We start from the raw sequence: 20,562 nt of genomic DNA, 5'->3' as shown, positions 1-20,562 counted from the left end.
GGAGCACCATGGATGACGAGGTCTTCGAAGACTATGACCGCGAACTCGAACTCGCGCTCTACCGCGAGTATCGCGATGTCGTCTCGCAGTTCCAGTACGTGATCGAGACGGAACGGCGCTTCTACCTCGCGAACGAGGTCAACGTCGTGCGCCGCGACACCGAGCACGACTTCTACTTCGAGATCTCGATGTCGGACGTGTGGGTGTGGGACATCTACCGCGCCGACCGCTTCGTCAAGGCGGTGCGCGTGCTCACCTTCAAGGACGTCAACGTCGAAGAGCTGTCGCGCCGGGACTTCCACCTGCCCGAAGAGCTCTCGCTCGACACCTGAGCCACAGGCTCCTCCCCAGCCCCCGCGATCCCGGGACCGCACGCCGGTTCTGAACGGATGCCGCCGCCGCGCGTCCGCGCGAGGTTCGCGCGCGCGACGATGCCTGAATGGCAGACAAAGACGTGCTCGGCCGTGCGGGCGAGGACCGCGCCGCACGGTACTTCGAGACCCAGGGCTTCACGGTGCTCGCGCGCAACTGGCGATGCCGTGAGGGCGAACTCGACCTCGTGGTGGCGGACGGCGCCGCGGTGGTCGTCGTCGAGGTCAAGACACGGCGCGGCGAGGAGTTCGGGCACCCCTTCGAGGCCATCGACGCGCGCAAGCGCGTACGGCTGTGGCGGCTCGGCGTCGCATGGGCGAGTCAGCACCGCGAGCTCGTGCAGGGGCGCCGGTTGCGCATCGACGCGATCGGGCTCACGGGCACGGAGCCCTCGACGGCTCGCCTGGAACACCTCGTCGACGTGGAGGTGCCGTGAGCGTCGCGCGCACGTGGGCCGTCGCGCTCGTCGGTGCCGAGGGCGAGTGCGTCGAGGTCGAGGCGGACCTGTCGCAGCAGACCCCGGAGTTCCGCATCATCGGCCTGCCCGACAAGGCACTGGGCGAGGCGGTGCAGCGCGTTCACAACGCGTGCGCCAACAGCGGCACGCCGCTGCCCCGGCGACGGCTGACCGTGAACCTGTCACCGGCGAGCCTGCCGAAGCAGGGATCCGGCTTCGACATCGCGATCGCAGTCGCGTCTCTCGCGACCGAGTCGTCGATGGATGCGGCCTCGGTCGCGTCGGCCGTGCACATCGGGGAACTCGGCCTCGACGGGCGCCTGCGCCCTGTCCCCGGTGTGCTGCCCGCGGTGGTCGCTGCGCGGCGGGCAGGCCATCGGCGGATCGTCGTGCCCTACGCCAACGGCGCCGAGGCGGCGCTCGTCGGTGGGATGGACGTGCTCGCCGCCGTCAACCTCGCACAGGTGGTGGCCTGGCACGGCGGTGACGTCGAGGTCGCCGACGAAGATCCCGTCGCCCTGCCGGACGACGAGCCGACACCCGAGCCCGTACTCGATCTCGCCGAGGTGATCGGTCAGCGCGATGCCGTGGATGCGCTCATCGTCGCAGCGGCCGGCGGGCACCACCTGCTGATGTGCGGACCGCCCGGTGCCGGCAAGACCATGCTCGCGCGACGGCTGCCCGGCATCCTTCCCGAACTCGACGACGGTGCGGCGCTCGCGAGTGCGTCGATCCGCAGCCTCGCTGGCTCGCGCGTGATGGAGCTGTCACGAACGCCCCCGTTCGAGGCGCCGCATCACAGCGCGAGCGTCGCGGCTCTCGTGGGCGGGGGTTCCCGCGTCATCCGGCCGGGCGCGATCGCGCGCGCCAGCGAAGGCGTGCTGTTCCTCGACGAGGCCGGCGAGTTCGCGGCGAGCGCGCTGGACGCGCTGCGGCAGCCGCTGGAGTCCGGGTCCATCACGATCCATCGCGCGGGGGCATACGCACGATACCCGGCACGCTTCCAGCTGGTCCTGGCCACGAACCCGTGCCCGTGCGGGGACTACGGGATCCGCGGCGGCACCTGCACGTGCCCACCGGCCGCGATCCGCCGCTACCTCGGCCGGCTCTCCGGGCCGCTGCTGGACCGCATGGACATCGAGCTGACCCTGACCAGGGTCTCCGTCGCCCAGCGCGGCCGCGGACCGACGATCTCGACCGCGACGGCGCGCGATCGGGTCGCGGAGGCCCGTGCGCGCGCACGTCACCGGCTGCAGGCAACGCCCTGGCGAGTGAACGCCGATGTGCCGGGGACCTGGCTCCGCGAGGGACCGGTCGCCCCGCCGCCCGTGATCCGCCGCCCGCTGGATGCCGCGCTGCACCGTGGTGCGCTGACGCTGCGCGGCTACGATCGCGTGCTGCGGGTCGCATGGTCGCTGGCCGACATCGACGGGCGAGCGCAGCTGAGTGCCGAGCATGTCGGGCGGGCGCTCTACCTGAAGAAGGGTCTGGCGCTGTGACCGCTTTCGACCTGGGCGCCGACGCCGCGGGGCGTGCGCTCGCACCGCTGGGCGTCCACCAGAGCGCCGACGCGGCCCGTGAGCGCTACGCGACCGCGGTGTGGTGCCACCTGATCGAGCCCGGCGACTCCGTGGCAGGGCGCATCGTCGCCGCTCGCGGTGCCGCGCCCGCGCTGGAGGCGGTGCTGGCCGAGGGGACGCTGGCAGAAGTCACCCCGCGGGAACTGGCCGAGGGCCGCAAGCGGTGGCTGCCGCGGCTTTCGGCGCGCGTGGTCGCGGACTCCTTCCTCACGGCCGCGGCGCGCGGCGTCCGCCTCGTGACGCGGGCCGATCCCGAGTGGCCCGCCCAGCTGGATGACCTCGAGGCGCACGCGCCGCTGTGCCTCTGGGTGCGCGGCGATGCCTCCGCCCTCCGCCGTCTCGACGCCTCCGTCGCCATCGTCGGCGCGCGCGCCGCGTCGCGCTACGGAGACCATGTCGCGATGGAGCTCGCGGCCGAGCTCGCCGGTGACGGCATCGCGGTGGTGTCGGGCGGCGCATACGGCATCGACGGGTCCGCGCATCGCGCGACACTGTCGGCGGGCGGTCTGACGGTCGCACTGCTCGCGGGCGGCGCGGACCGCTCGTATCCCGCCGGGCACGCAGGGCTGATCGACGACATCGCCCGGCACGGTGTCGTGGCGAGCGAGGTGGCGTGCGGCTCCGCTCCGACGAAGTGGCGCTTCCTCCAGCGGAATCGGCTCATCGCCGCGCTATCGGCGGCGACGGTGGTGGTGGAGGCCGGCTGGCGCAGCGGATCGCTCAACACCGCCGGCCATGCGGCGACGCTGTCGAGGCCGCTCGGCGCGGTCCCGGGCCCGATCACCTCGGCCACCTCCGCGGGCACGCACCGCCTCATCCGCGAGTACGGCGCGCAGTGCATCACCGGGGCGGATGACGTCCGTGAGCTGCTGGGACTGGCCACTGCGAACGGTGCCGGAGCGGCTCGGATGCCCGGCCACACCGGCGACGCGACGCGCGTGGTGGATGCGATGAGCACGCGCGCCTGGCGACAGCCCGGCGATATCGCGCGCCGCGCGGGGATGGCGGCCGACGCCGTCGAGGGCGTACTCGGTCTGCTGCAGCTCGACGGATCCGTGGAGGCCGGCGCGGAGGGATGGAGGTTGCGACGGGCGGGGGCGTGACGAGCGCGCAGCCGCGGGGAGTGCACTGTCGTGGGGACTGCACGGTCGGGGGCAGTGCCCCAGCCGTGTCAAGCGCCTCACCATGCCGACGTCGCGCGATGACGCTGCCGCCCTCTGTGACCGGCGCTCCGCTCGGCTGGCGGGGGAGAGCGAACCGCGCGGTGCGTCGCAGCGCCGCGTACCCCTCGTCGAGGCGCAAGCTGGAGGCGTGGAGATCGTCGACGCAGCGGAGTCGTACCTGCGCCACCTGGCGGAGGTACGTCGACTGTCGCCGGCGACGGTCCGTGCGTACCGCTCGGACCTCGCCGGGCTGGCCGTCGCGTGCGGCGATGTCGATCTCGCCGTCGTCGACCTCGAGAACCTTCGCGACTGGCTGTGGCAGGCCGTGCAGCGGGGCGACAGCCGTGCCACCATCGCACGGCGGACGGCTGCTGTACGCGGCTTCTTCGCCTGGGCGACCGAGACGGGCGCCGTGGCATCCGACCCCAGCCTGCGGCTGGTCGCGCCCAAGCGCGGCCGCACGCTGCCGAAAGTCGCGACCGCCGATGCGCTGGCGGGGGTCCTCGAGCGGCTCGAGTCCGCGGCCGCGGAAGGCGACCCGCTGGCGCTGCGCGACCACGCGATGCTCGAGCTCCTGTACGGGGCCGCGGTGCGCGTCTCCGAGCTGTGCGGACTGGACGCCGGCGATCTCGACCCCGAACGTCGCACGGCTCGCGTGTGGGGCAAGGGCTCCAAGGAGCGCGTCGTCCCCTTCGGGCTCCCCGCGTTGCGTGCGGTCGATGCGTACCTTGTGCGCGGCCGGCCCGCGCTCGTGGCGCGTCGAGTCGACGCGCCTGCGACGGCCGCCCTGTTCCTCGGCGCGAGAGGCGGTCGCATCGGACCTCGTGCGGTCTACGACCTGGTCTCTCGCGAGCTCGGGCCCGAACTCGGCGCTCAGGTGGGGCCCCACGCGCTGCGGCACTCGGCGGCGACGCATCTGCTCGACGGCGGCGCCGACCTCCGTGCCGTCCAGGAGATGCTCGGCCACGCGAGCCTCGGAACCACGCAGATCTACACCCACGTCTCGAGCGAGCGGCTGGCGGCGTCCTACCGTCTCGCCCACCCGCGCGCCTGAGCGGGCGCTCAGCAGCAGGGCAGGAGTACCGCTCGCGGCACGCCGCCGAGCAGCACGAGCGGGTTGATGTACCGGCCGTCGAGGCGCACGCCGAGGTGCAGCGCGCCGGGCGCGGTGTGACCGCCCGCGGAGACGCGCCCCACAGCGGCACCGGCAGCCACCGGCGCGCCGGCGACGAGTGTGGACTCCACGGGCTCGAGAGTGGAGACGAGTCCATCGCCGTGGTCGATCGTCAGAACACCACGTCCGGCCACCTGGCCGGAGAAGGCGACCGCGCCCGCCGCGGGGGCGGAGACGCCGTCCTCGCCGAGGACGGCGAGGTCGATGCCCCGGTGGCCTGGGCCGTACTCGTGGGGTGGGGCGACGAAGGGACGCTCGAGGCGGAACGCGTCCACGGGCCACAGCCAGTCGCGCGCGAGAGCAACCGACCCGCCGTCCGCGGAGCGCCCTGCCGGACCGTCGGGGTCATCCGGGTTCGATGCCGACGCCGTCACAGGCACTGCGGCGATCGACACGACGAGCGCGAGCGCCGCTGCCGCACGAAATCGCGGGAGAGAAGCCGGGGCGATGGTGCGCATCACCTGACCATGCCGCACGCCGTTCGGGCGCGATGGCCCCCGTCGCGGACCCGTGGAGAACCGTCGCCTTGGCCCTGCGGGGGAGGAGGCTCGGCCCGGTCGCCTGCTGATACACTGGATGCGCACTCCGCATGTCGGAGTGACTCCGCGTGCCCACAGCGCCACGCACCCCGAGTCTGACGGAGGGTGACGGCGCGGCATCCACTCCCAACGGTCCCTGCGAACGCTCATGAGCGGGCGCGGGGTGGGAATGTGCCGGGCACCAGGCTCGCCGGCTCCACGCCGGCGCGAGAACAACCGCAACAGGCGCGCACGCGCCGGAACAGGAGAACGGCCATGGCCGTCGTCACCATTCGCCAGCTGCTCGACAGCGGCGTGCACTTCGGACACCAGACCCGCCGGTGGAACCCGAAGGTCAAGCGCTTCATCCTCACGGAGCGCAGCGGCATCCACATCATCGACCTGCAGCAGTCGCTGACGTACATCGACAAGGCGTACGAGTTCGTCAAGGAGACCGTCGCGCACGGCGGCACCATCCTCTTCGTCGGCACCAAGAAGCAGGCGCAGGAGGTCATCGCCGAGCAGGCGACCCGCGTGGGCCAGCCCTACGTCAACCAGCGCTGGCTGGGCGGTCTGCTCACCAACTTCTCGACCGTGTCGAAGCGTCTTGCCCGCATGAAGGAGCTCGAGGAGCTCGACTTCGAGGACCCGGCCGCGAGCGGCTTCACCAAGAAGGAGCTCCTCCTCAAGAAGCGCGAGCTCGACAAGCTGCACAAGTCGCTCGGCGGCATCCGCAACCTCCAGAAGACCCCCTCGGCCATCTGGGTCGTCGACGCCAAGCGCGAGCACCTCGCCATCGACGAGGCGTCGAAGCTCGGCATCCCCGTGATCGGCATCCTCGACACGAACGCCGACCCCGACGAGTTCCAGTACCCGATCCCCGGCAACGACGACGCGATCCGCTCGGTGGGCCTGCTCACCCGCATCATCGCCGACGCCGCCGCGGAGGGCCTGATCCAGCGCCACCAGCCCACCGACGAGACCGCTGACGCGGAGCCTCTCGCCGACTGGGAGCGCGAGCTGCTCGAGCAGGGCGCGCCCGTCGAGACCGACGTCGCCGAGGTCGAGACCATCGCGACCGAGTCGGCCGCCGACGAGGCCGGCGCCGAGGCTGCTGAGGCCGTCGAGACCGCTGTCGCCGCTGAGACCGATGAGGTCGTCGAGACCGCTGAGGCCGCTGACGCTGCCGAGGTCGCCGAGGCGACCCCCGCCGAGTAAGCCTCACTCACACTCCGCCTCGGCGGGATCGTCCTGGCCCCACGGCTGGACGGTCCCGCCGAGGCATCCACGAGAACTCACGAGAATCAAGGAGCCGCCACCCATGGCAAACTTCACGATCGCCGACATCAAGGCCCTGCGCGAGCAGCTCGGCACCGGCATGGTCGACACCAAGAAGGCGCTCGAGGAGGCCGACGGCGACCTCGAGAAGGCCGTCGAGATCCTGCGTCTGAAGGGCGCGAAGGGCAACGCCAAGCGCGCCGACCGCTCCACGAGCGAGGGACTGGTCGCGGCCAAGGAGGTCGACGGTCAGGTCACGATCATCGAGCTCAACACCGAGACGGACTTCGTCGCGAAGAACGAGCGCTTCATCGCCCTCGCCGACAAGGTGCTCGACGCTGCCGCTGCCGCTCACGCCGACTCGGCCGAGGCTGCGCTGGCCGCGCCCGCCGGCACGCAGACGGTCGCCGAGCTCATCTCGGACGAGGCCGCCATCATCGGCGAGAAGGTCGAGCTGCGTCGTGTGAGCACGCTCTCGGGCGACAACTTCGAGATCTACCTCCACAAGACCAGCAAGGACCTGCCGCCGCAGGTGGGCGTCGTGCTCGCCTACTCGGGCGACGACGCCGAGACGGCGCGCAGCATCGCGCAGCACATCTCGTTCGCCAACCCCTCGTACCTGTCGCGCGACGAGGTCCCCGAGGCGGATGTCGACAAGGAGCGCGAGATCGTCACCGAGATCTCGCGCAACGAGGGCAAGCCCGAGGCGGCTCTTCCGAAGATCGTCGAGGGCCGCGTCAACGCGTTCTTCAAGCAGGTCTCGCTTCTCGACCAGGACTATGCGAAGGACAACAAGCAGTCGGTCGCGCAGGTCGCGAAGGCCGCCGGTCTGACCCTGACGGGCTTCGCCCGCTACAAGGTCGGCGCCTGATCCATTGAGAAGGCCCGCATCGGCAATCCGATGCGGGCCTTTTCTCATGCCCTTCGGTAGTTTGTCGTAGACGAGAGGACCACAGTGATCAACGAGAACACCGGGCGCCGCCGCGTCCTTCTGAAGCTGTCCGGCGAGGCGTTCGGTGGGGGGCAACTGGGTGTCAACCCCGACGTGGTCAGCCAGATGGCGCAGGAGATTGCCGCGGCGGTCGACCGCGTCGAGATCGCCGTCGTCGTCGGAGGCGGCAACTTCTTCCGCGGCGCCGAGCTCAGCCAGCGCGGCATGGACCGCGGTCGCGCCGACTACATGGGCATGCTGGGCACCGTGATGAACGCCCTGGCCCTCCAGGACTTCCTCGAGCAGGCGGGCGCCGCCACGCGCGTGCAGTCGGCCATCTCGATGACCCAGGTCGCCGAGCCGTATATCCCACGGCGCGCAGAGCGGCACATGGAGAAGGGCCGGGTCGTGATCTTCGGCGCCGGCGCAGGCCTGCCGTACTTCTCCACCGACACCGTGGCCGCCCAGCGAGCGCTCGAGATCGACGCGCAGGAGGTCCTCGTCGCGAAGAACGGCGTGGACGGGGTCTACACGGCCGACCCGAAGAAGGATGCCTCGGCCACGCTGATCGATCGCATCACGTACCTCGACGCGCTGCAGCGAGGCCTCAAGGTCGTCGACTCGACCGCTTTCAGCCTCTGCATGGACAACCGCATGGACATGCGGGTGTTCGGCATGGAGCCGGCGGGCAACGTGACGAAGGCGCTCCTCGGCGAGCCCATCGGCACGCTCGTCACGGCGTGACGACGCTGCCGCCGATACACTTGACCAGCCCCATCTACCTGAAGGAGACACTGTGATCGCGGACGTCTTGGCCGATGCCGGAGTGCGCATGGACCGCGCTGTCGAGGGTGCGAAGGAGGACTTCGCGACGGTGCGCACCGGACGCGCGAACCCGCAGCTGTTCCAGAAGGTCCTCGTCGACTACTACGGCAGCCCGACGCCGCTCGCGCAGCTCGCGTCGATCAACAACCCCGAGGCGCGCACCCTCCTCATCACCCCGTACGACAAGTCGGCGCTGAAGGCGATCGAGCAGGCGATCCGCGACATCCCGAACCTGGGGGTGAACCCGACGAACGACGGCAACCTCGTGCGTGTCACGATGCCGGAGCTCACCGAGGAGCGTCGCAAGGAGTACGTCAAGCTCGTGCGCGGCAAGGGCGAGGATGCCAAGGTGCATGTGCGCGGCATCCGCCGCAAGGCCAAGGACGACATCGATGCCCTCAAGGGCGAGGTCGGCGAGGACGAGCTCGCCCGCGCCGAGAAGGAACTCGACGCGCTGACGCGCGCCCACGTCGACGGGATCGACGACGCGCTCAAGCGCAAAGAGGCCGAGCTCCTCGAAGTCTGAGGTCTGCCCATGACCGACGCACCGGACCCGCCGCGCGGCGAAGAGGCCGCTTCTCCGCAGACGCGGCGCGAAGCGGGCGACGCACGGCGTGCCGCGGAGGCACACGACACCCCGCCGGCGCTGCAGGCCCATCTGCGCGCTGCGCGCAGTGAGCTGGAGAGCCAGGTCGCGCAGGCGAAGGCGGACTTCGAGGAGGCGAACGAGCGCATCAAGGAGCGCACGGGGCGCGACCTCATCGTCGCGACCCTGATCGGGCTGGCCATCGGGGTCGCCCTGCTCGGCTCGCTGATCTTCGTGAAGTGGGCGTTCGTCCCGTTCGCCCTGGCGGCAGCGCTGCTCGCGATGTTCGAGTTCTCCCGCGCGCTGATCGCCAGCGGACGCCGCGTCGATCTGGTCCCGCAGCTCGTCGCGGGTGCCGTCGTCGTGCTGTCGGCCTACTTCGTGGACGCGTGGCTGCAGTGGGTGCTGTTGTTCGTGGTCCTGGCGTTCCTGGTGGTCTGGCGGCTGGTCGCGCAGATGGCCTCCCACGACGGCCGCGTGTACTCCGCCGTGCTCGGGGATGTGCTGATCGCCACCTTCCTGCAGCTGTATGTGGCGTTCCTCACGAGTCTCTGCCTCGTGCTGCTGAGCAAGGACGGCGGCGAGTGGTGGGTGCTGTCGTTCATCATCGTTGCGGTCGCCGTCGACACCGGCGCGTACATCGCGGGCATCACCCTGGGCAAGCATCCGATGGCTCCCCGCATCAGCCCCAAGAAGACGTGGGAGGGCTTCGCCGGCGCCGCGGCGGCGGCCACCATCGCCGGCGTGCTGGTCGGCATGTTCATGCTCGGTCTCGAGTGGTGGATGGGCGCGGTGTTCGGCATCCTGATCCTCGCCACCGCCACGGTCGGCGACCTGGGAGAATCGATGATCAAGCGCGATCTCGGCATCAAGGACATGAGTTCCTGGCTGCCCGGTCACGGCGGCGTCCTCGATCGACTCGACTCGATCCTGCTGTCGGTCGTGGCGGCGCTGTCCCTCTACTACCTCTTCACTCCGCTGGTGGCATCATGACGGCATCCGAGACGACCTCCCGGACATCCTTCCCCGAGGCCCGAGGGCGCGAGAAGGGCTACGACAAGGAGCCGGTCGACGAGTTCCTCGCTCGCGCCCGCGCGTCGTTCGAGCAGGGCAGCGAGTCCCTCACATCGGCCGACGTCCGCCAGGTGGCATTCCCGCTCGTGCGGCACGGGTACGCGATCGCGTCGGTCGATGCCGCGCTCGGTCGCATCGAAGACGCGTTCGCTGCACGTGAGCGCGCGTCCGCGATGGCGGCCGCAGGCGCCCGCGCATGGGTCGGCCACACCCGGGAGCTCGCGCAGGAGGTGCTGGATCGACTGTCGCGTCCCACCGGGCGCCGTTTCGACCGGGTGTCCCGGCTGCGCTACGGCTACCGGGTCGCCGAGGTGGACCTCGTCACCGACAAGCTCGCGCGCTTTCTCGAGACCGGCGACTCGGTGACGGTGGAGCAGGTGCGCGCGGTCGCGTTCCGCATGCAGCGCGGCGGCTACCGCGAGACGCAGGTGGATGCCGTGCTCGACGCGGTCGTCGAGGTGATGCTCGCGGTGAAGTGACACGCACGGGTGTCGCGGATGGCACGCCCTCGTGCCGGTATGCGAGAATCGGGGCACTGTGACTTCCGGAAACGAGCTGAACCCGACCAGGCGCGCCCGTCGTCACGAGGTGTCGACCCGGGCCGCGGGACGCGTCGTCTCGACGGCATCAGCCGCGCCGTCGGCGCCTGCACGCGCGGCCGGTTCCTCTGCCCGGTGGTCACGTCGCCGCGGTGTGCTGGGAGGCTTCGCCGCCTTCGCGGTGCTCGGGTTCGTGGTCGCCTACATCGGTCCGACCGGCCTCGCGCTCGCCCAGGCCACGGCCGAAGAGGAGTCGCAGGTCTCGCTGTACGCCAGCTCGCTCGACGACGTGCAGTCCCTGAGCGGCGACGGCAGCGCTCAGGTCGCGGAGCCTGCAGCGCTCGACCGCGGCGGCTACTCCGTGTATGTGAAGCCCAAGCCCACCCCGACCGTGGCGCCGACGACGGCATCGAAGTCCGCGTCCAGCGGCTGGCGGCCTCCGTTCGTCACGCCCGACCCCGGCACCGCGCAGGCCATCGCCTACGACATGGTGCTCGCCCGTGGCTGGGGCGACGACCAGTTCGCCTGCCTGGTCGCACTGTGGAACAAGGAATCCGGCTGGCGGGTCAACGCCTACAACGCCGGCAGCGGCGCCTACGGCATCCCTCAGGCGCTGCCGGGCAGCAAGATGGCGACCGCGGGTGCCGACTGGGAGACCAACCCGGCGACCCAGATCACCTGGGGCCTGGGCTACATCGGCGGGCGCTACGGGACTCCGTGCGGTGCCTGGGACCACTCGCAGCGCACGGGCTGGTATTGAGCCGTGCCCCGATCGAACCGCCGCCGTCCTGATTCGAGCGGCGACGAGTCCTTCGAGCGACTCCTCGCCGGCTGGAAGCGCAGCGAGATGCGACGCGGTGTGGAATGGGTCGTGCAGCCGGTCTCGGCGGCCCAGGCGCAGAAGCCTTACACGTGCCCGGGCTGCGGGCGCCAGGTCGACATCGGTGTCGCGCATCTGGTGGCCTGGCGCGCCGACGGGGTGCTGGGCGATGCCGCGGATCTCGCCGCGCGTCGGCACTGGCATCAGCACTGCTGGAAGGTGGCATGACATGGAGATCCGCGGACCGATGCTGCTGCCCGCCCGGCGCGAGGACGTCGAGCTCGAGACGCTCGACGGGCTGACGCTCGTCGGCGAGCTCGCCCTGCCCGAGAACCGGGAGCCGGTCGCAACCCTCGTGACGCTGCATCCCCTGCCGACGGCCGGCGGATTCATGGACTCGCACATCATCCGCAAGGCGGCCGGGCGCCTTCCCGCGCTGGCGGATCTCGCGGTGCTGCGGTTCAACACGCGGGGCACGACCTCACCGCGGGGCACGAGCGAGGGCGCCTTCGACGGCGGCCGGTCCGAGGCCTTCGATGTCGCCGCGGCGATGGACTTCGTGCACACCCGAGGTCTGCCGCGGCCGTGGCTGGTCGGATGGTCGTTCGGCACCGAGCTCGCGCTGAAGTACGGGCGCGATCACGCGGTCGAGGGGGCCGTCCTGCTGTCGCCGCCGCTGCACCGCGCGACCTCGGAAGAGATCGCGGCGTGGGCGGGCGACGACAGACGCCTGATCGTGCTGGTTCCGGAGCTCGACGACTATCTCCGACCGGATGCCGCGGCCGAGCGCTTCGCGAGCGTGCCCGAGGCGGTCCTGATCCCGGTCGAGGGCGGCAAGCACCTGTGGGTGGGGGAGAACCAGACCCGTCGAGTGCTGACCGAGATCGTGGCGGCCGTCAATCCGGACGCGCTGCCGCTGCCACTGGAGTGGGACGGACCCGTCGTCGACGCGTGACCGTGCGCACCCACGGGCCCGGGCTGGACCGGACCCGCCTCAGCGCTCGTTCTGGCGCGGGATGACGACCTGACGGTAGATGATCAGGATGCTCGCAGCCACGGGGATGGCGACCAGGGCGCCCAGCAGGCCCAGCAGTGATCCGCCCGCGAGGGCGGCGATCACGACGACCGCTCCAGGGACCGAGACGGCCCGCCCCATGATGCGCGGCGAGATCACGTACGCCTCGATCTGCATGTAGATCAGGTAGTAGATGGCCGCGATGAGCGCGGTCGTGGGGGAGCCCACCACCAGGCAGGTCAGGACGATGATGATGGAGCCGGTCAGGGTGCCGACCAGCGGGATCAGCGAGAAGAAGAACGCGATCACGGCGAGCACCGCGGGGAACGGCGCTTTGATGATCGACAGGAAGATCGCGCTCAGCACACCGTTGATGAGACCCAGCGTCACCTGGCCGATGACGTAGTAGCCGACGGAGTCGGTGATCTGCTCACCGAGGTCCATGAACCGCGCCCGCTTCGAGGCCGGGACCAGCTGGTAGACCGAGCGCTTCAGGCTCGGAGTCGACGCCGTGAAGTAGATGGTGAGGATCAGCACGATGAAAGCGCCCGCGAAGCCCGCGATGAGCGCACCGACGATCGTGATGATGCTGCCGCCGACCTCGCTGCCGATCGCGCCGACGTCGAGGGACGCGTACCAGTCCTCGATGTAGGCCCAGACCTCGTCGACGTCCAGCGCCGGGAACACCCCGTGCAGCCAGTCCTGGATCGCGCCGACCGGATCGTCGAACATCCCCTCGCCGGCGAGCTCCTCGATCGTCGTCACCAGCTGACCGATCTGCTGCACGATGATCGGCACGATCATGAGGATGATCCCGGCGAACACCGCGAGCACGCCCAGAATGGTGATGAGCACCGCCGCCCAGCGCGGCAGCTTGCGGCGCTCGAGCCACGCGACGATCGGGTCGAGGCCCAGCGAGAGGAACAGCGCGGTGCCGACGTAGAGCAGGATCGTCTGGAGGTTCTGGATGCTGCCGATGAGCAGCAGTCCCAAGCCGACACCGAGCGTCGCGAGCAGCGCGGTGCGGAACGGGCTGTGCAGCTTCATCGAGGTCCCCCTGCCGATCGACTTCCCGTCGATGCGTTGTGTCCGCCCAGGATACGCATGCCGAGCGCCCAGGCCGTGGAATGGTCCCTCCCACGCGCCTCACAGGTCATTCCCGCTAGTCTGAAACGTCGAATCGAAGGGTTGCGCTGCGTCTGCGCGCCCGGGAAAGGTGTTCTTCGTGCGTTTCGTATGGGCCGTGGCGGCCTTCGTGCTCGCCACCGTGATGATCGGGGCGGGCATCGCCCAGCGGACGATCTTCCAGGGTCCCAGGACCGAGACCACGGCGATCTCGGTCGAGGAGGATACTCCCTACCTCCTCATCGACGGCGCCGTGCTCAATCAGATGCCGGGTACCCAGACACTTCGTGCCCAGACCGAGGGCGACATCTACGCCTCGTACGGGCGGACGGCCGACATGGAGGCGTGGCTGTCCGACACCACGTACACCCACGTCACGCTGGCCGGTGACGGCGAGGTCGAGACCGTGGTCGTCGAGCCCGAGATCGACGCGATCGCCGACCCCGCGACAGACGCCCCCGCGGACGGCTCCGCGACCGACGACGCTGCGGCTGACGCGTCGACGGATGCCGCGACCGACGCGGCGGGCCGCAGCCCGGTCGGTTCAGACCTGTGGCTCGACGAGTATCAGCAGAAGGATCTCCTGATCGCGCCGCTCCAGCTTCCGGAGGAGATGAGCGTGCTCGTCGCCTCCGACGGCACCGCACCCGCACCGAGCAGGGTGACTGTGACCTGGCCCCTGCAGACCTCGACCCCCTGGGCGGGTCCGCTCATCGTCGGCGGCGGCATCCTCATGGCCGCGGGCGTGTTCCTCTACATCCTCGGCATCCGTCATGCCCGTCGGAAGCGCGGACCCCGCCGCAAGGGCCTGCCGCTGCCGGTGACCGAGCCGATCGACATCGCGATCGACGGCGACGACAAGGGCGTGATCAGCAGCTCGGCTCGTACGCGCCGGGCGGTCTCGAGCGGGCGCCGCGCGTTCGCGTTCCTGCCGGTCGTCGCCGTCTCGGCGCTGCTCTTCACGGGCTGCTCCGCCGACGCCTGGCCGCAGCTCGGCCCATCGCCGACCCCCACGCCGACCGCGACGGTCATCGCGCCCGACGGCCAGCAGGCGCCTGCAGTGACGAAGGCGCAGGCCGAGCGGATCCTCACGCGCATCTCGGCCACCGTGGCGGACGCCGACGCGGCGATGGACGGCGACCTCGCCGACACACGCCTGGAGGGTGCAGCCCTGGCTGCGCGCGACACGAACTACAAGCTCCGTTCGGCCCTCGGCGACTATCCCGCGCCCGCGCCGATTCTTGCGAAGCCGCTGGAGATCATCCTGCCGCAGGCCTACGACGCGTGGCCCCGTTCGGTGATCGCCATCGCCGACGACGAAGAGTCGAAGACCTCGAGCATCATGGTGCTGACCCAGCAGGATCAGTGGTCGGAGTACAAGCTCTCGTATGTCGGGAGCCTGGAGGCGTCGACCGCTATCCCGGATCTCGCCCCTGCCTACATCGGTGCGGCGGCGGTCGAGCCCGACTCGCCGTTCCTCGTACTGCCGCCCGATCAGGTGGCCGCCGCGTACGCAGACGTCATCAGCAAGGACGCGGAGAGCGAGTACTACGACCTCTTCGAGGCCGACGGCGATCAGCTCCGCGCCAGCATCGCCGCAGACCGGCAGCGACGGCGCGACGAGTTCAACCAGACCGCCAACTCCGGCGCGTCCACGGGCACCCTCGAGTTCAGTGCGGTCGCCGGGCCGCAGACGCCGTTCGCGCTGCAGACGGTCGAGAGCGGGGCGATCGTGGCCGTGAACATCAACGAGGTCGACACGGCCAAGCCGACCAACGCGGATGCGGTCATCAAGGTGGAGAACAACCGGACGGTCAAGACGCTGGCCGGCGCCGACCAGTCCGCCACGGGCTTCGAGACGACGTTCAGCGACCAGGTGTTCTTCTACGTGCCGAATGCCGGTTCGAATGAGAAGATCCGCCTGCTCGGTTACTCATCCGACATTCTCGATGCGAAGATTCTGTAGTGACCGATCCCACTCTGGGCGCCTCGCTGCGTGGTGCCGTCGACCTGTCCACTCTCCGCAATCGCCCTGCGTCCACAGGGCCGGCCGCGCCCGGTGAGGAGACCCCCGCGGGCAGCGGGGCCGTCGTCCCGGCCCTCGTGCTCGACGTCACCGATGAGACGTTCCCGCAGGTGCTGGAGCTGTCGCGCACCGTTCCGGTGGTCGTCGACCTCTGGGCCGAATGGTGCGGCCCGTGCAAGCAGCTGAGCCCCATCCTCGAGAAGGTCGTCCTCGAGCTCGGCGGCCGCCTCGTGCTGGCGAAGGTCGACGTGGACGCCAATCCGCAGCTGTCGCAGGCGTTCCGCGCGCAGTCCATCCCGATGGTCGTCGCGCTCGTCGCCGGGCAGCCGGTGCAGATGTTCACCGGGGCCGTTCCCGAGCAGCAGGTGCGCGAGGTGTTCGCGCAGCTCCTCCAGCTCGCGGCGCAGAACGGTGTGACCGGCACGGTCGCCGCCGACGGCGAGGCGCCGGAGGAGACACCCGATGAGCCCGCGCTCCCGCCGCTGCATGCCGAGGCGTTCGAGGCCATCGAGGAGGGCGACTACGCGCGCGCCGTCACCGCATACGAGAAGGCGCTCGTGGAGAACCCCCGCGACGCCGAGGCGCGTGCCGGGCTCGGACAGGTGCAGCTTCTGCTCCGCGTGCAGGACGTCGACCTCCAGGCGGCACGTGCGGCCGCCGCATCCGCTCCCCAGGACATCCCCGCGCAGCTGACGGTCGCCGATCTCGACATCGCGGGTGGGCACGTCGAGGACGCATTCGGCCGCCTGCTCGATCTGTTCTCGCAGCTGCCCGCGGACGAGCGCGCACCCGTGCGGGAGCGCCTCCTGGAGCTCTTCGCGCTCGTGGGCGATGGCGACCCGCGCGTCATCGCGGCACGCGGTCGCCTCGCTTCACTGCTGTTCTGAGTCGCGCCTCGACCGACGGCAGGTCAGCCCCGCGTCGGTGACGGGATGTGGGCGCTCGTCTCGTGGCGCAGCCACAGCACTCCGAGCGGGGGCAGCACGAGCGACGCGCGTCCGTCCGCGCCCGCGTGCACCACGCCCAGGTTCCCGACCCCCGAGCCGCCGTACGCCTGCGCGTCGGTGTTGAGGATCTCGTGCCACACGCCGCTCTCGGGCAGGTCGAGCTCGTACGACGTGAGCGGTTGTCCCGAGAAGTTCGCCGCGACGACGATCGTGTTGCCGTGCCAGTCGCGGCGGGCGAAGGCGATCACGTTCGGATTCCACTTGGGGGAGCCGAGCCGCGTGAACGCCGCGCCGTCGCTGTCACGCGCCCAGAGCGCGGACTGCTCGCGGTACACGCGGTTGAGGACGCCGACGAACTGCTGCAGCTGGGCATGTGTGGGCTGATCGAGCAGCCACCAGTCCAGCGAGCGCCCCTCGGACCACTCCGACAGCTGACCGAACTCCTGGCCCATGAAGAGCAGCTGCTTGCCCGGGTGCCCCCACATGTAGGCGAGGAACGCGCGCATGTTCGCGAGCTGCTGCCAGTGATCCCCCGGCATCCGCGCGAACAGGCTCCCCTTGCCGTGGACGACCTCGTCGTGGCTGATCGGCAGCACGTAATTCTCGCTGAACGCGTACACGAACGAGAACGACAGCTCGCCCTCGTGGTGCGCGCGATAGATCGGGTCGCGCTTGATGTACTGGAGCGAGTCGTTCATCCAGCCCATGTTCCACTTGAACCCGAATCCGAGGCCCGCCTGGCTCGTGGGCGCGGTCACGCCGGGGAAGCTCGTAGACTCCTCGGCGATCATCGCGATGCCGGGGTACCGCTTGTACGCGGTGGCGTTGACCTCCTGCAGGAAGTGGATCGCCTCGAGGTTCTCGCGGCCACCGTGGACGTTCGGCGCCCATTCGCCCTCGTTGCGCGAGTAGTCGAGGTACAGCATGGACGCGACGGCGTCCACCCGCAGACCGTCGACATGGAACTCCTCGAACCAGTACAGCGCGTTGGCCACGAGGAAGTTGCGCACCTCGCTGCGGCCGTAGTCGAAGATGTAGGTGCCCCACTCGCGGTGCTCGCCGCGCCGGGGATCGGCGTGCTCGTAGAGCGGCTCGCCGTCGAACCGGGCCAGCGCGAAGGCATCCTTCGGGAAATGGCCCGGAACCCAGTCCATGATCACGCCGATGCCGGCCTGGTGGAGTCTGTCGATGAGGTACCGCAGGTCATCGGGGTGCCCGAACCGGCTGGTGGGCGCGTAGTAGCCGGTGACCTGATAGCCCCACGATCCGCCGAACGGATGCTCGGCGAGCGGGAGGAACTCGATGTGCGTGAATCCCTGGCCGGTGACGTAGTCGATCAGCTGATCGGCGGCGTCGCGGTACGTCAGCCCCTGCCGCCATGAGCCGAAGTGCAGCTCGTACACCGACATGGGCCGCGACACGGGCGTCGAGCGGGCGCGCTCGGCGAGCCATGCGGCGTCGCCCCAGGAGTACGAGGAGCCGACGACGACGGATCCCGTGGCAGGAGGCACCTCGGCGAACCGGGCCATGGGGTCGGCCTTCAGCGCCCACTCGCCGCCGCGACCGCGCAGCTCGAACTTGTAGGTGGTGCCCTGGCCGATCCCCGGGACGAAGATCTCCCACACGCCGCTGGCGCCCATCGAGCGCATGGCGTGGCCCTGACCGTCCCAGCCGTTGAAGTCGCCGACCACCCGCACGGCCCGCGCGTTGGGCGCCCACACCGTGAACGCGGTGCCCATCGTGCCGTCGTGTTCGCGCTCGTGCGCGCCGAGCGCCCGCCACAGCTCTTCGTGGCGCCCTTCGGCGATCAGGTGCAGGTCGAGCTCGCCGATCGTCGGCGTGTGGCGATAGGGGTCGTCCGCGACGTAGTCGGGCCCGTGCGCGTAGGTGGTGAGCAGCTCGTAGCGGGTGAGGGCGCCGGCGCGCGTGCCCTCCCAGATCCCGGCCCGCACGTGCTCGAGCGGAACGCGCGTGCCGTCGGCGAACACCGCCGTGACGCTGCGGGCGAGCGGCCGGCGTGCGCGGATGATCCATGTCGCGGTGCCCTCGGCATCCGTGTCGGGATGGATGCCGAGCACGGCGTGGGGGTCGTGGTACGAGCCCGTCGAGACGGCATCGAGGATCTGGTCGGTGAGCGTCATCGCGGCCCCTTGACGTGGAGGATGTGGACCGGCTCGGTGAACGCGTCGAGCATCACGTAGTTGTGATCCGACCACGTCCACCGGCCGCCGGTGACGAGGTCCTCGACCTCGTACGGCGAACCGGGCTCGACGCCCCAGATGCGGGTGTCGAGGTGGACCATCGTCTGGCGCACCGAGTGGGGGTCGGTGTTGACCACGACGATGACGGTGTCGCTGCGACCGTGGGGGGAGAGCGCCGCGTCGAGGTGCTTGGCGTACACGAGGATCGCGTCGTCGTCGCTCCAGTGGATGCTGAGGTTGCGCAGCTGCCGGAGGGCGGGGTGCGCGCGCCGGATCTCGTTGAGCCGGGCCAGGAACGGGGCGAGCGAATCGCCGCGCTCGGCGGCGCCGGCCCAGTCGCGGAACTTGTACTCGTACTTCTCGTTGTCGATGTTCTCTTCCGAGCCCGGACGCGCCACGTTCTCGTAGAGCTCGTAACCGGCGTACACGCCGTAGGTCGGCGCCGCCGTGGCTGCGATGGCGGCCCGGATCCGATAGGCGGCACGGCCGCCGAACTGCAGGTACTCGGTGAGGATGTCGGGCGTGTTGACGAAGAGGTTCGGGCGCAGGAAGTCGTCGGTCTGGTGGGCCAGCCCCGAGACGAACTCCTCCAGCTCGGCCTTGGTGTTGCGCCAGGTGAAGTACGTGTAGCTCTGCTGGAAGCCCGCGGACGCGAGGCTCTGCAGCGGCGCGGGGCGTGTGAACGCCTCGGCGAGGAACACCACGTCGGGGTCCTCGGCGGTGACCGTCGCGATGAGCCACTCCCAGAACTGCAGGGGCTTCGTGTGGGGATTGTCGACGCGGAAGATGCGCACGCCCTGCGCGATCCAGTGGCGGACGATACGGAGGACCTCGGCACGGATGCCGGCCGGGTCGTTGTCGAAGTTGACCGGGTAGATGTCCTGGTACTTCTTGGGCGGATTCTCGGCGTACGCGATGGAGCCGTCGGGGAGCGTCGTGAACCACTCAGGGTGCGCGGCGACCCAGGGATGGTCGGGAGCGGCCTGCAGCGCGAGGTCGAGGGCGACCTCGATGCCGGCGGTGCGGGCATTGCGCACGAATGCCCGGAAATCGGCGAGCGTTCCGAGGTCGGGATGGACCGCGTCGTGCCCGCCGTCCGCCGAGCCGATCGCCCACGGCGAGCCGGGATCGCCGGGACCCGCGTCGAGGGTGTTGTTGGGTCCCTTGCGGTTCACGGTGCCGATCGGGTGGATCGGCGGCAGATAGAGCACGTCGAAGCCCATCTCCGCCACGGCCGGAAGACGCTTCGTCGCGGTGCGGAAGGTGCCGCTCTTGACCGTACCGTCCTTGAATCGGCGGGCTCCCTCGGACCGGGGGAAGAACTCGTACCACGCGCCCACTCCCGCGCGCTCACGCTCGACGAGCAGCTCGAGGTCGTCGCCGATCGTCACGAGCGACATGAGGGGGCGCTGACGGAAGTAGCCGGCGATCACCGGGTCCTCGACGATGGTCAGCGCCGCCGCGTCGTCCCGCGTCGCGTCGCGGAGGGATGCCGCAGCCGCGGCGAGAGCGCGCCGCTCGGCGACCGGGCGGCCCTTCTCGGCGCCGGCGCGATCGAACAGGAGCGCACCGAGCTCGCGCATGAGCGCGGCGTCCACTCCGGCGGCGATCTTGAGCGAGGCGGCGTGCTCCCACGTGGCGAAGTCATCGCCGAAGGACTCGAATCGGAAGCGCCAGATGCCCTGCTCGAGCAGCACCACCTCGGTCTGCCAGCGGTCGAAGCCGTCGTCGAGCGACTCGAGGCGGTGCAGCGACTCGTCGCCGGACGGCGAGAACAGACGCACCTGGACGCCGATGCGGTCGTGTCCCTCGCGGAACGCCGTCACGCGGAACGGCACCGCCTCGCCGTTGAACGCCCTGGGCCGGTAGTCGCCCCAGGGGACGGCGGGTGACGGCTGGGCGAGCGGAATGCGCCGTGCGGCGGTGTCTCG

At 70.4% G+C, this 20,562-nt stretch carries 20 protein-coding genes; 16 read left to right on the top strand and 4 right to left on the bottom strand.

Translation table 11 applies throughout. From position 1 onward, the window contains the following. The first annotated feature begins 8 nt into the window (after positions 1-8). The 5 genes from ACI3KX_RS03175 (at position 9) to ACI3KX_RS03155 (ending at position 4,626) form a co-directional block, all read left to right on the top strand. A complete protein-coding gene (locus ACI3KX_RS03175; RefSeq protein WP_045297888.1) occupies positions 9-332 on the top strand; it encodes a DUF2469 family protein in 324 nt (107 codons plus the stop codon). A 107-nt stretch (positions 333-439) separates the two neighbouring features. Then, entirely contained in the window at positions 440-808 is a 369-nt protein-coding gene (locus ACI3KX_RS03170; protein ID WP_404907664.1) for a YraN family protein, read from the top strand. Beyond that, positions 805-2,328 carry a YifB family Mg chelatase-like AAA ATPase gene (locus tag ACI3KX_RS03165; RefSeq protein ID WP_404907662.1) on the top strand — a complete coding sequence of 508 codons (1,524 nt, stop codon included), beginning with the start codon at positions 805-807 and terminating at the stop codon, positions 2,326-2,328. Before ACI3KX_RS03170 ends, ACI3KX_RS03165 begins: the two co-directional genes overlap by 4 nt. After that, entirely contained in the window at positions 2,325-3,512 is a 1,188-nt protein-coding gene (dprA, locus tag ACI3KX_RS03160) for a DNA-processing protein DprA (RefSeq protein WP_404907661.1), read from the top strand. The genes ACI3KX_RS03165 and dprA overlap by 4 nt, the downstream gene beginning before the upstream one ends. Positions 3,513-3,720: 208 nt before the next feature. Next, a complete protein-coding gene (locus ACI3KX_RS03155; protein ID WP_404907659.1) occupies positions 3,721-4,626 on the top strand; it encodes a tyrosine recombinase XerC in 906 nt (301 codons plus the stop codon). An 8-nt stretch (positions 4,627-4,634) separates the two neighbouring features. On the opposite strand, the gene ACI3KX_RS03150 is transcribed toward ACI3KX_RS03155, so the two are convergent. Continuing rightward, complete coding sequence (locus ACI3KX_RS03150) at positions 4,635-5,204, bottom strand: peptidoglycan DD-metalloendopeptidase family protein (protein WP_404907657.1); 570 nt, start codon at positions 5,202-5,204, stop codon at positions 4,635-4,637. Between the two features lie 336 nt (positions 5,205-5,540). Here ACI3KX_RS03150 and rpsB point away from each other — a divergent pair, with 336 nt between their 5' ends. From rpsB to ACI3KX_RS03105, 9 genes are all read left to right on the top strand, one after another. After that, on the top strand, positions 5,541-6,482 hold the full coding sequence (rpsB, locus tag ACI3KX_RS03145; protein ID WP_349427338.1) for a 30S ribosomal protein S2: 942 nt from the start codon (positions 5,541-5,543) through the stop codon (positions 6,480-6,482). 103 nt (positions 6,483-6,585) lie between these two features. Continuing rightward, a complete protein-coding gene (tsf, locus tag ACI3KX_RS03140; protein ID WP_349427339.1) occupies positions 6,586-7,413 on the top strand; it encodes a translation elongation factor Ts in 828 nt (275 codons plus the stop codon). Positions 7,414-7,497: 84 nt separating this feature from the next. Then, positions 7,498-8,217, top strand: coding sequence for a UMP kinase (gene pyrH, locus ACI3KX_RS03135; protein ID WP_331911736.1), 720 nt, complete (start codon positions 7,498-7,500; stop codon positions 8,215-8,217). Positions 8,218-8,269: 52 nt separating this feature from the next. Continuing rightward, positions 8,270-8,824, top strand: a complete 555-nt coding sequence (gene frr, locus ACI3KX_RS03130) for a ribosome recycling factor (protein ID WP_349427340.1) — start codon at positions 8,270-8,272, stop codon at positions 8,822-8,824. 9 nt (positions 8,825-8,833) lie between these two features. Then, positions 8,834-9,877, top strand: a complete 1,044-nt coding sequence (locus ACI3KX_RS03125; RefSeq protein WP_363357234.1) for a phosphatidate cytidylyltransferase — start codon at positions 8,834-8,836, stop codon at positions 9,875-9,877. Beyond that, positions 9,874-10,437 carry a DivIVA domain-containing protein gene (locus ACI3KX_RS03120; protein ID WP_363357235.1) on the top strand — a complete coding sequence of 188 codons (564 nt, stop codon included), beginning with the start codon at positions 9,874-9,876 and terminating at the stop codon, positions 10,435-10,437. Before ACI3KX_RS03125 ends, ACI3KX_RS03120 begins: the two co-directional genes overlap by 4 nt. A 58-nt stretch (positions 10,438-10,495) precedes the next feature. Next, positions 10,496-11,257, top strand: coding sequence for a lytic transglycosylase domain-containing protein (locus tag ACI3KX_RS03115; RefSeq protein WP_349427343.1), 762 nt, complete (start codon positions 10,496-10,498; stop codon positions 11,255-11,257). Positions 11,258-11,260: 3 nt separating this feature from the next. Then, complete coding sequence (locus tag ACI3KX_RS03110; protein ID WP_404907654.1) at positions 11,261-11,545, top strand: hypothetical protein; 285 nt, start codon at positions 11,261-11,263, stop codon at positions 11,543-11,545. 1 nt (position 11,546) lies between these two features. Beyond that, entirely contained in the window at positions 11,547-12,272 is a 726-nt protein-coding gene (locus ACI3KX_RS03105) for an alpha/beta hydrolase (protein ID WP_404907652.1), read from the top strand. Between the two features lie 39 nt (positions 12,273-12,311). Here ACI3KX_RS03105 and ACI3KX_RS03100 read toward each other — a convergent pair whose 3' ends face one another. Next, the gene (locus ACI3KX_RS03100; RefSeq protein ID WP_349427346.1) at positions 12,312-13,379 is read right to left on the bottom strand and encodes an AI-2E family transporter; all 1,068 of its coding nucleotides are present in this window, start codon (positions 13,377-13,379) and stop codon (positions 12,312-12,314) included. A 178-nt stretch (positions 13,380-13,557) separates the two neighbouring features. On the opposite strand from ACI3KX_RS03100, the gene ACI3KX_RS03095 reads away from it, so the two are divergent. After that, the gene (locus ACI3KX_RS03095) at positions 13,558-15,423 is read left to right on the top strand and encodes a glycosyl transferase (RefSeq protein ID WP_404907650.1); all 1,866 of its coding nucleotides are present in this window, start codon (positions 13,558-13,560) and stop codon (positions 15,421-15,423) included. Beyond that, positions 15,423-16,370 (top strand): tetratricopeptide repeat protein, encoded by a 948-nt coding sequence (locus ACI3KX_RS03090; RefSeq protein WP_404907648.1) that lies wholly within the window; start codon positions 15,423-15,425, stop codon positions 16,368-16,370. The genes ACI3KX_RS03095 and ACI3KX_RS03090 overlap by 1 nt, the downstream gene beginning before the upstream one ends. Before the next feature lie 23 nt (positions 16,371-16,393). Here ACI3KX_RS03090 and glgB read toward each other — a convergent pair whose 3' ends face one another. Both glgB and ACI3KX_RS03080 read right to left on the bottom strand, forming a co-directional pair. Beyond that, positions 16,394-18,571, bottom strand: a complete 2,178-nt coding sequence (gene glgB, locus ACI3KX_RS03085; protein WP_363357240.1) for a 1,4-alpha-glucan branching protein GlgB — start codon at positions 18,569-18,571, stop codon at positions 16,394-16,396. Then, the gene (locus tag ACI3KX_RS03080; protein ID WP_404907740.1) at positions 18,568-20,541 is read right to left on the bottom strand and encodes a maltotransferase domain-containing protein; all 1,974 of its coding nucleotides are present in this window, start codon (positions 20,539-20,541) and stop codon (positions 18,568-18,570) included. The genes glgB and ACI3KX_RS03080 overlap by 4 nt, the downstream gene beginning before the upstream one ends. Positions 20,542-20,562: the final 21 nt, after the last annotated feature.

It is taken from the genome of Microbacterium sp. ZW CA_36, from assembly GCF_044987475.1.
Classification (GTDB): Bacteria; Actinomycetota; Actinomycetes; order Actinomycetales; family Microbacteriaceae; genus Microbacterium.
This window is presented reverse-complemented; position numbering and strand designations above follow the sequence as displayed.

Bases quoted from the DNA above. Each gene is read 5' to 3' on its own strand.
- ACI3KX_RS03170 (WP_404907664.1), top strand. From the start codon at position 440: ATGGCAGACAAAGACGTGCTCGGCCGTGCGGGCGAGGACCGCGCCGCA.
- ACI3KX_RS03105 (WP_404907652.1), top strand. From the start codon at position 11,547: ATGGAGATCCGCGGACCGATGCTGCTGCCCGCCCGGCGCGAGGACGTC.
- ACI3KX_RS03175 (WP_045297888.1), top strand. From the start codon at position 9: ATGGATGACGAGGTCTTCGAAGACTATGACCGCGAACTCGAACTCGCG.
- ACI3KX_RS03150 (WP_404907657.1), bottom strand. From the start codon at position 5,204: ATGCGCACCATCGCCCCGGCTTCTCTCCCGCGATTTCGTGCGGCAGCG.
- glgB (WP_363357240.1), bottom strand. From the start codon at position 18,571: ATGACGCTCACCGACCAGATCCTCGATGCCGTCTCGACGGGCTCGTAC.
- ACI3KX_RS03100 (WP_349427346.1), bottom strand. From the start codon at position 13,379: ATGAAGCTGCACAGCCCGTTCCGCACCGCGCTGCTCGCGACGCTCGGT.
- rpsB (WP_349427338.1), top strand. From the start codon at position 5,541: ATGGCCGTCGTCACCATTCGCCAGCTGCTCGACAGCGGCGTGCACTTC.
- ACI3KX_RS03120 (WP_363357235.1), top strand. From the start codon at position 9,874: ATGACGGCATCCGAGACGACCTCCCGGACATCCTTCCCCGAGGCCCGA.
- tsf (WP_349427339.1), top strand. From the start codon at position 6,586: ATGGCAAACTTCACGATCGCCGACATCAAGGCCCTGCGCGAGCAGCTC.
- ACI3KX_RS03125 (WP_363357234.1), top strand. From the start codon at position 8,834: ATGACCGACGCACCGGACCCGCCGCGCGGCGAAGAGGCCGCTTCTCCG.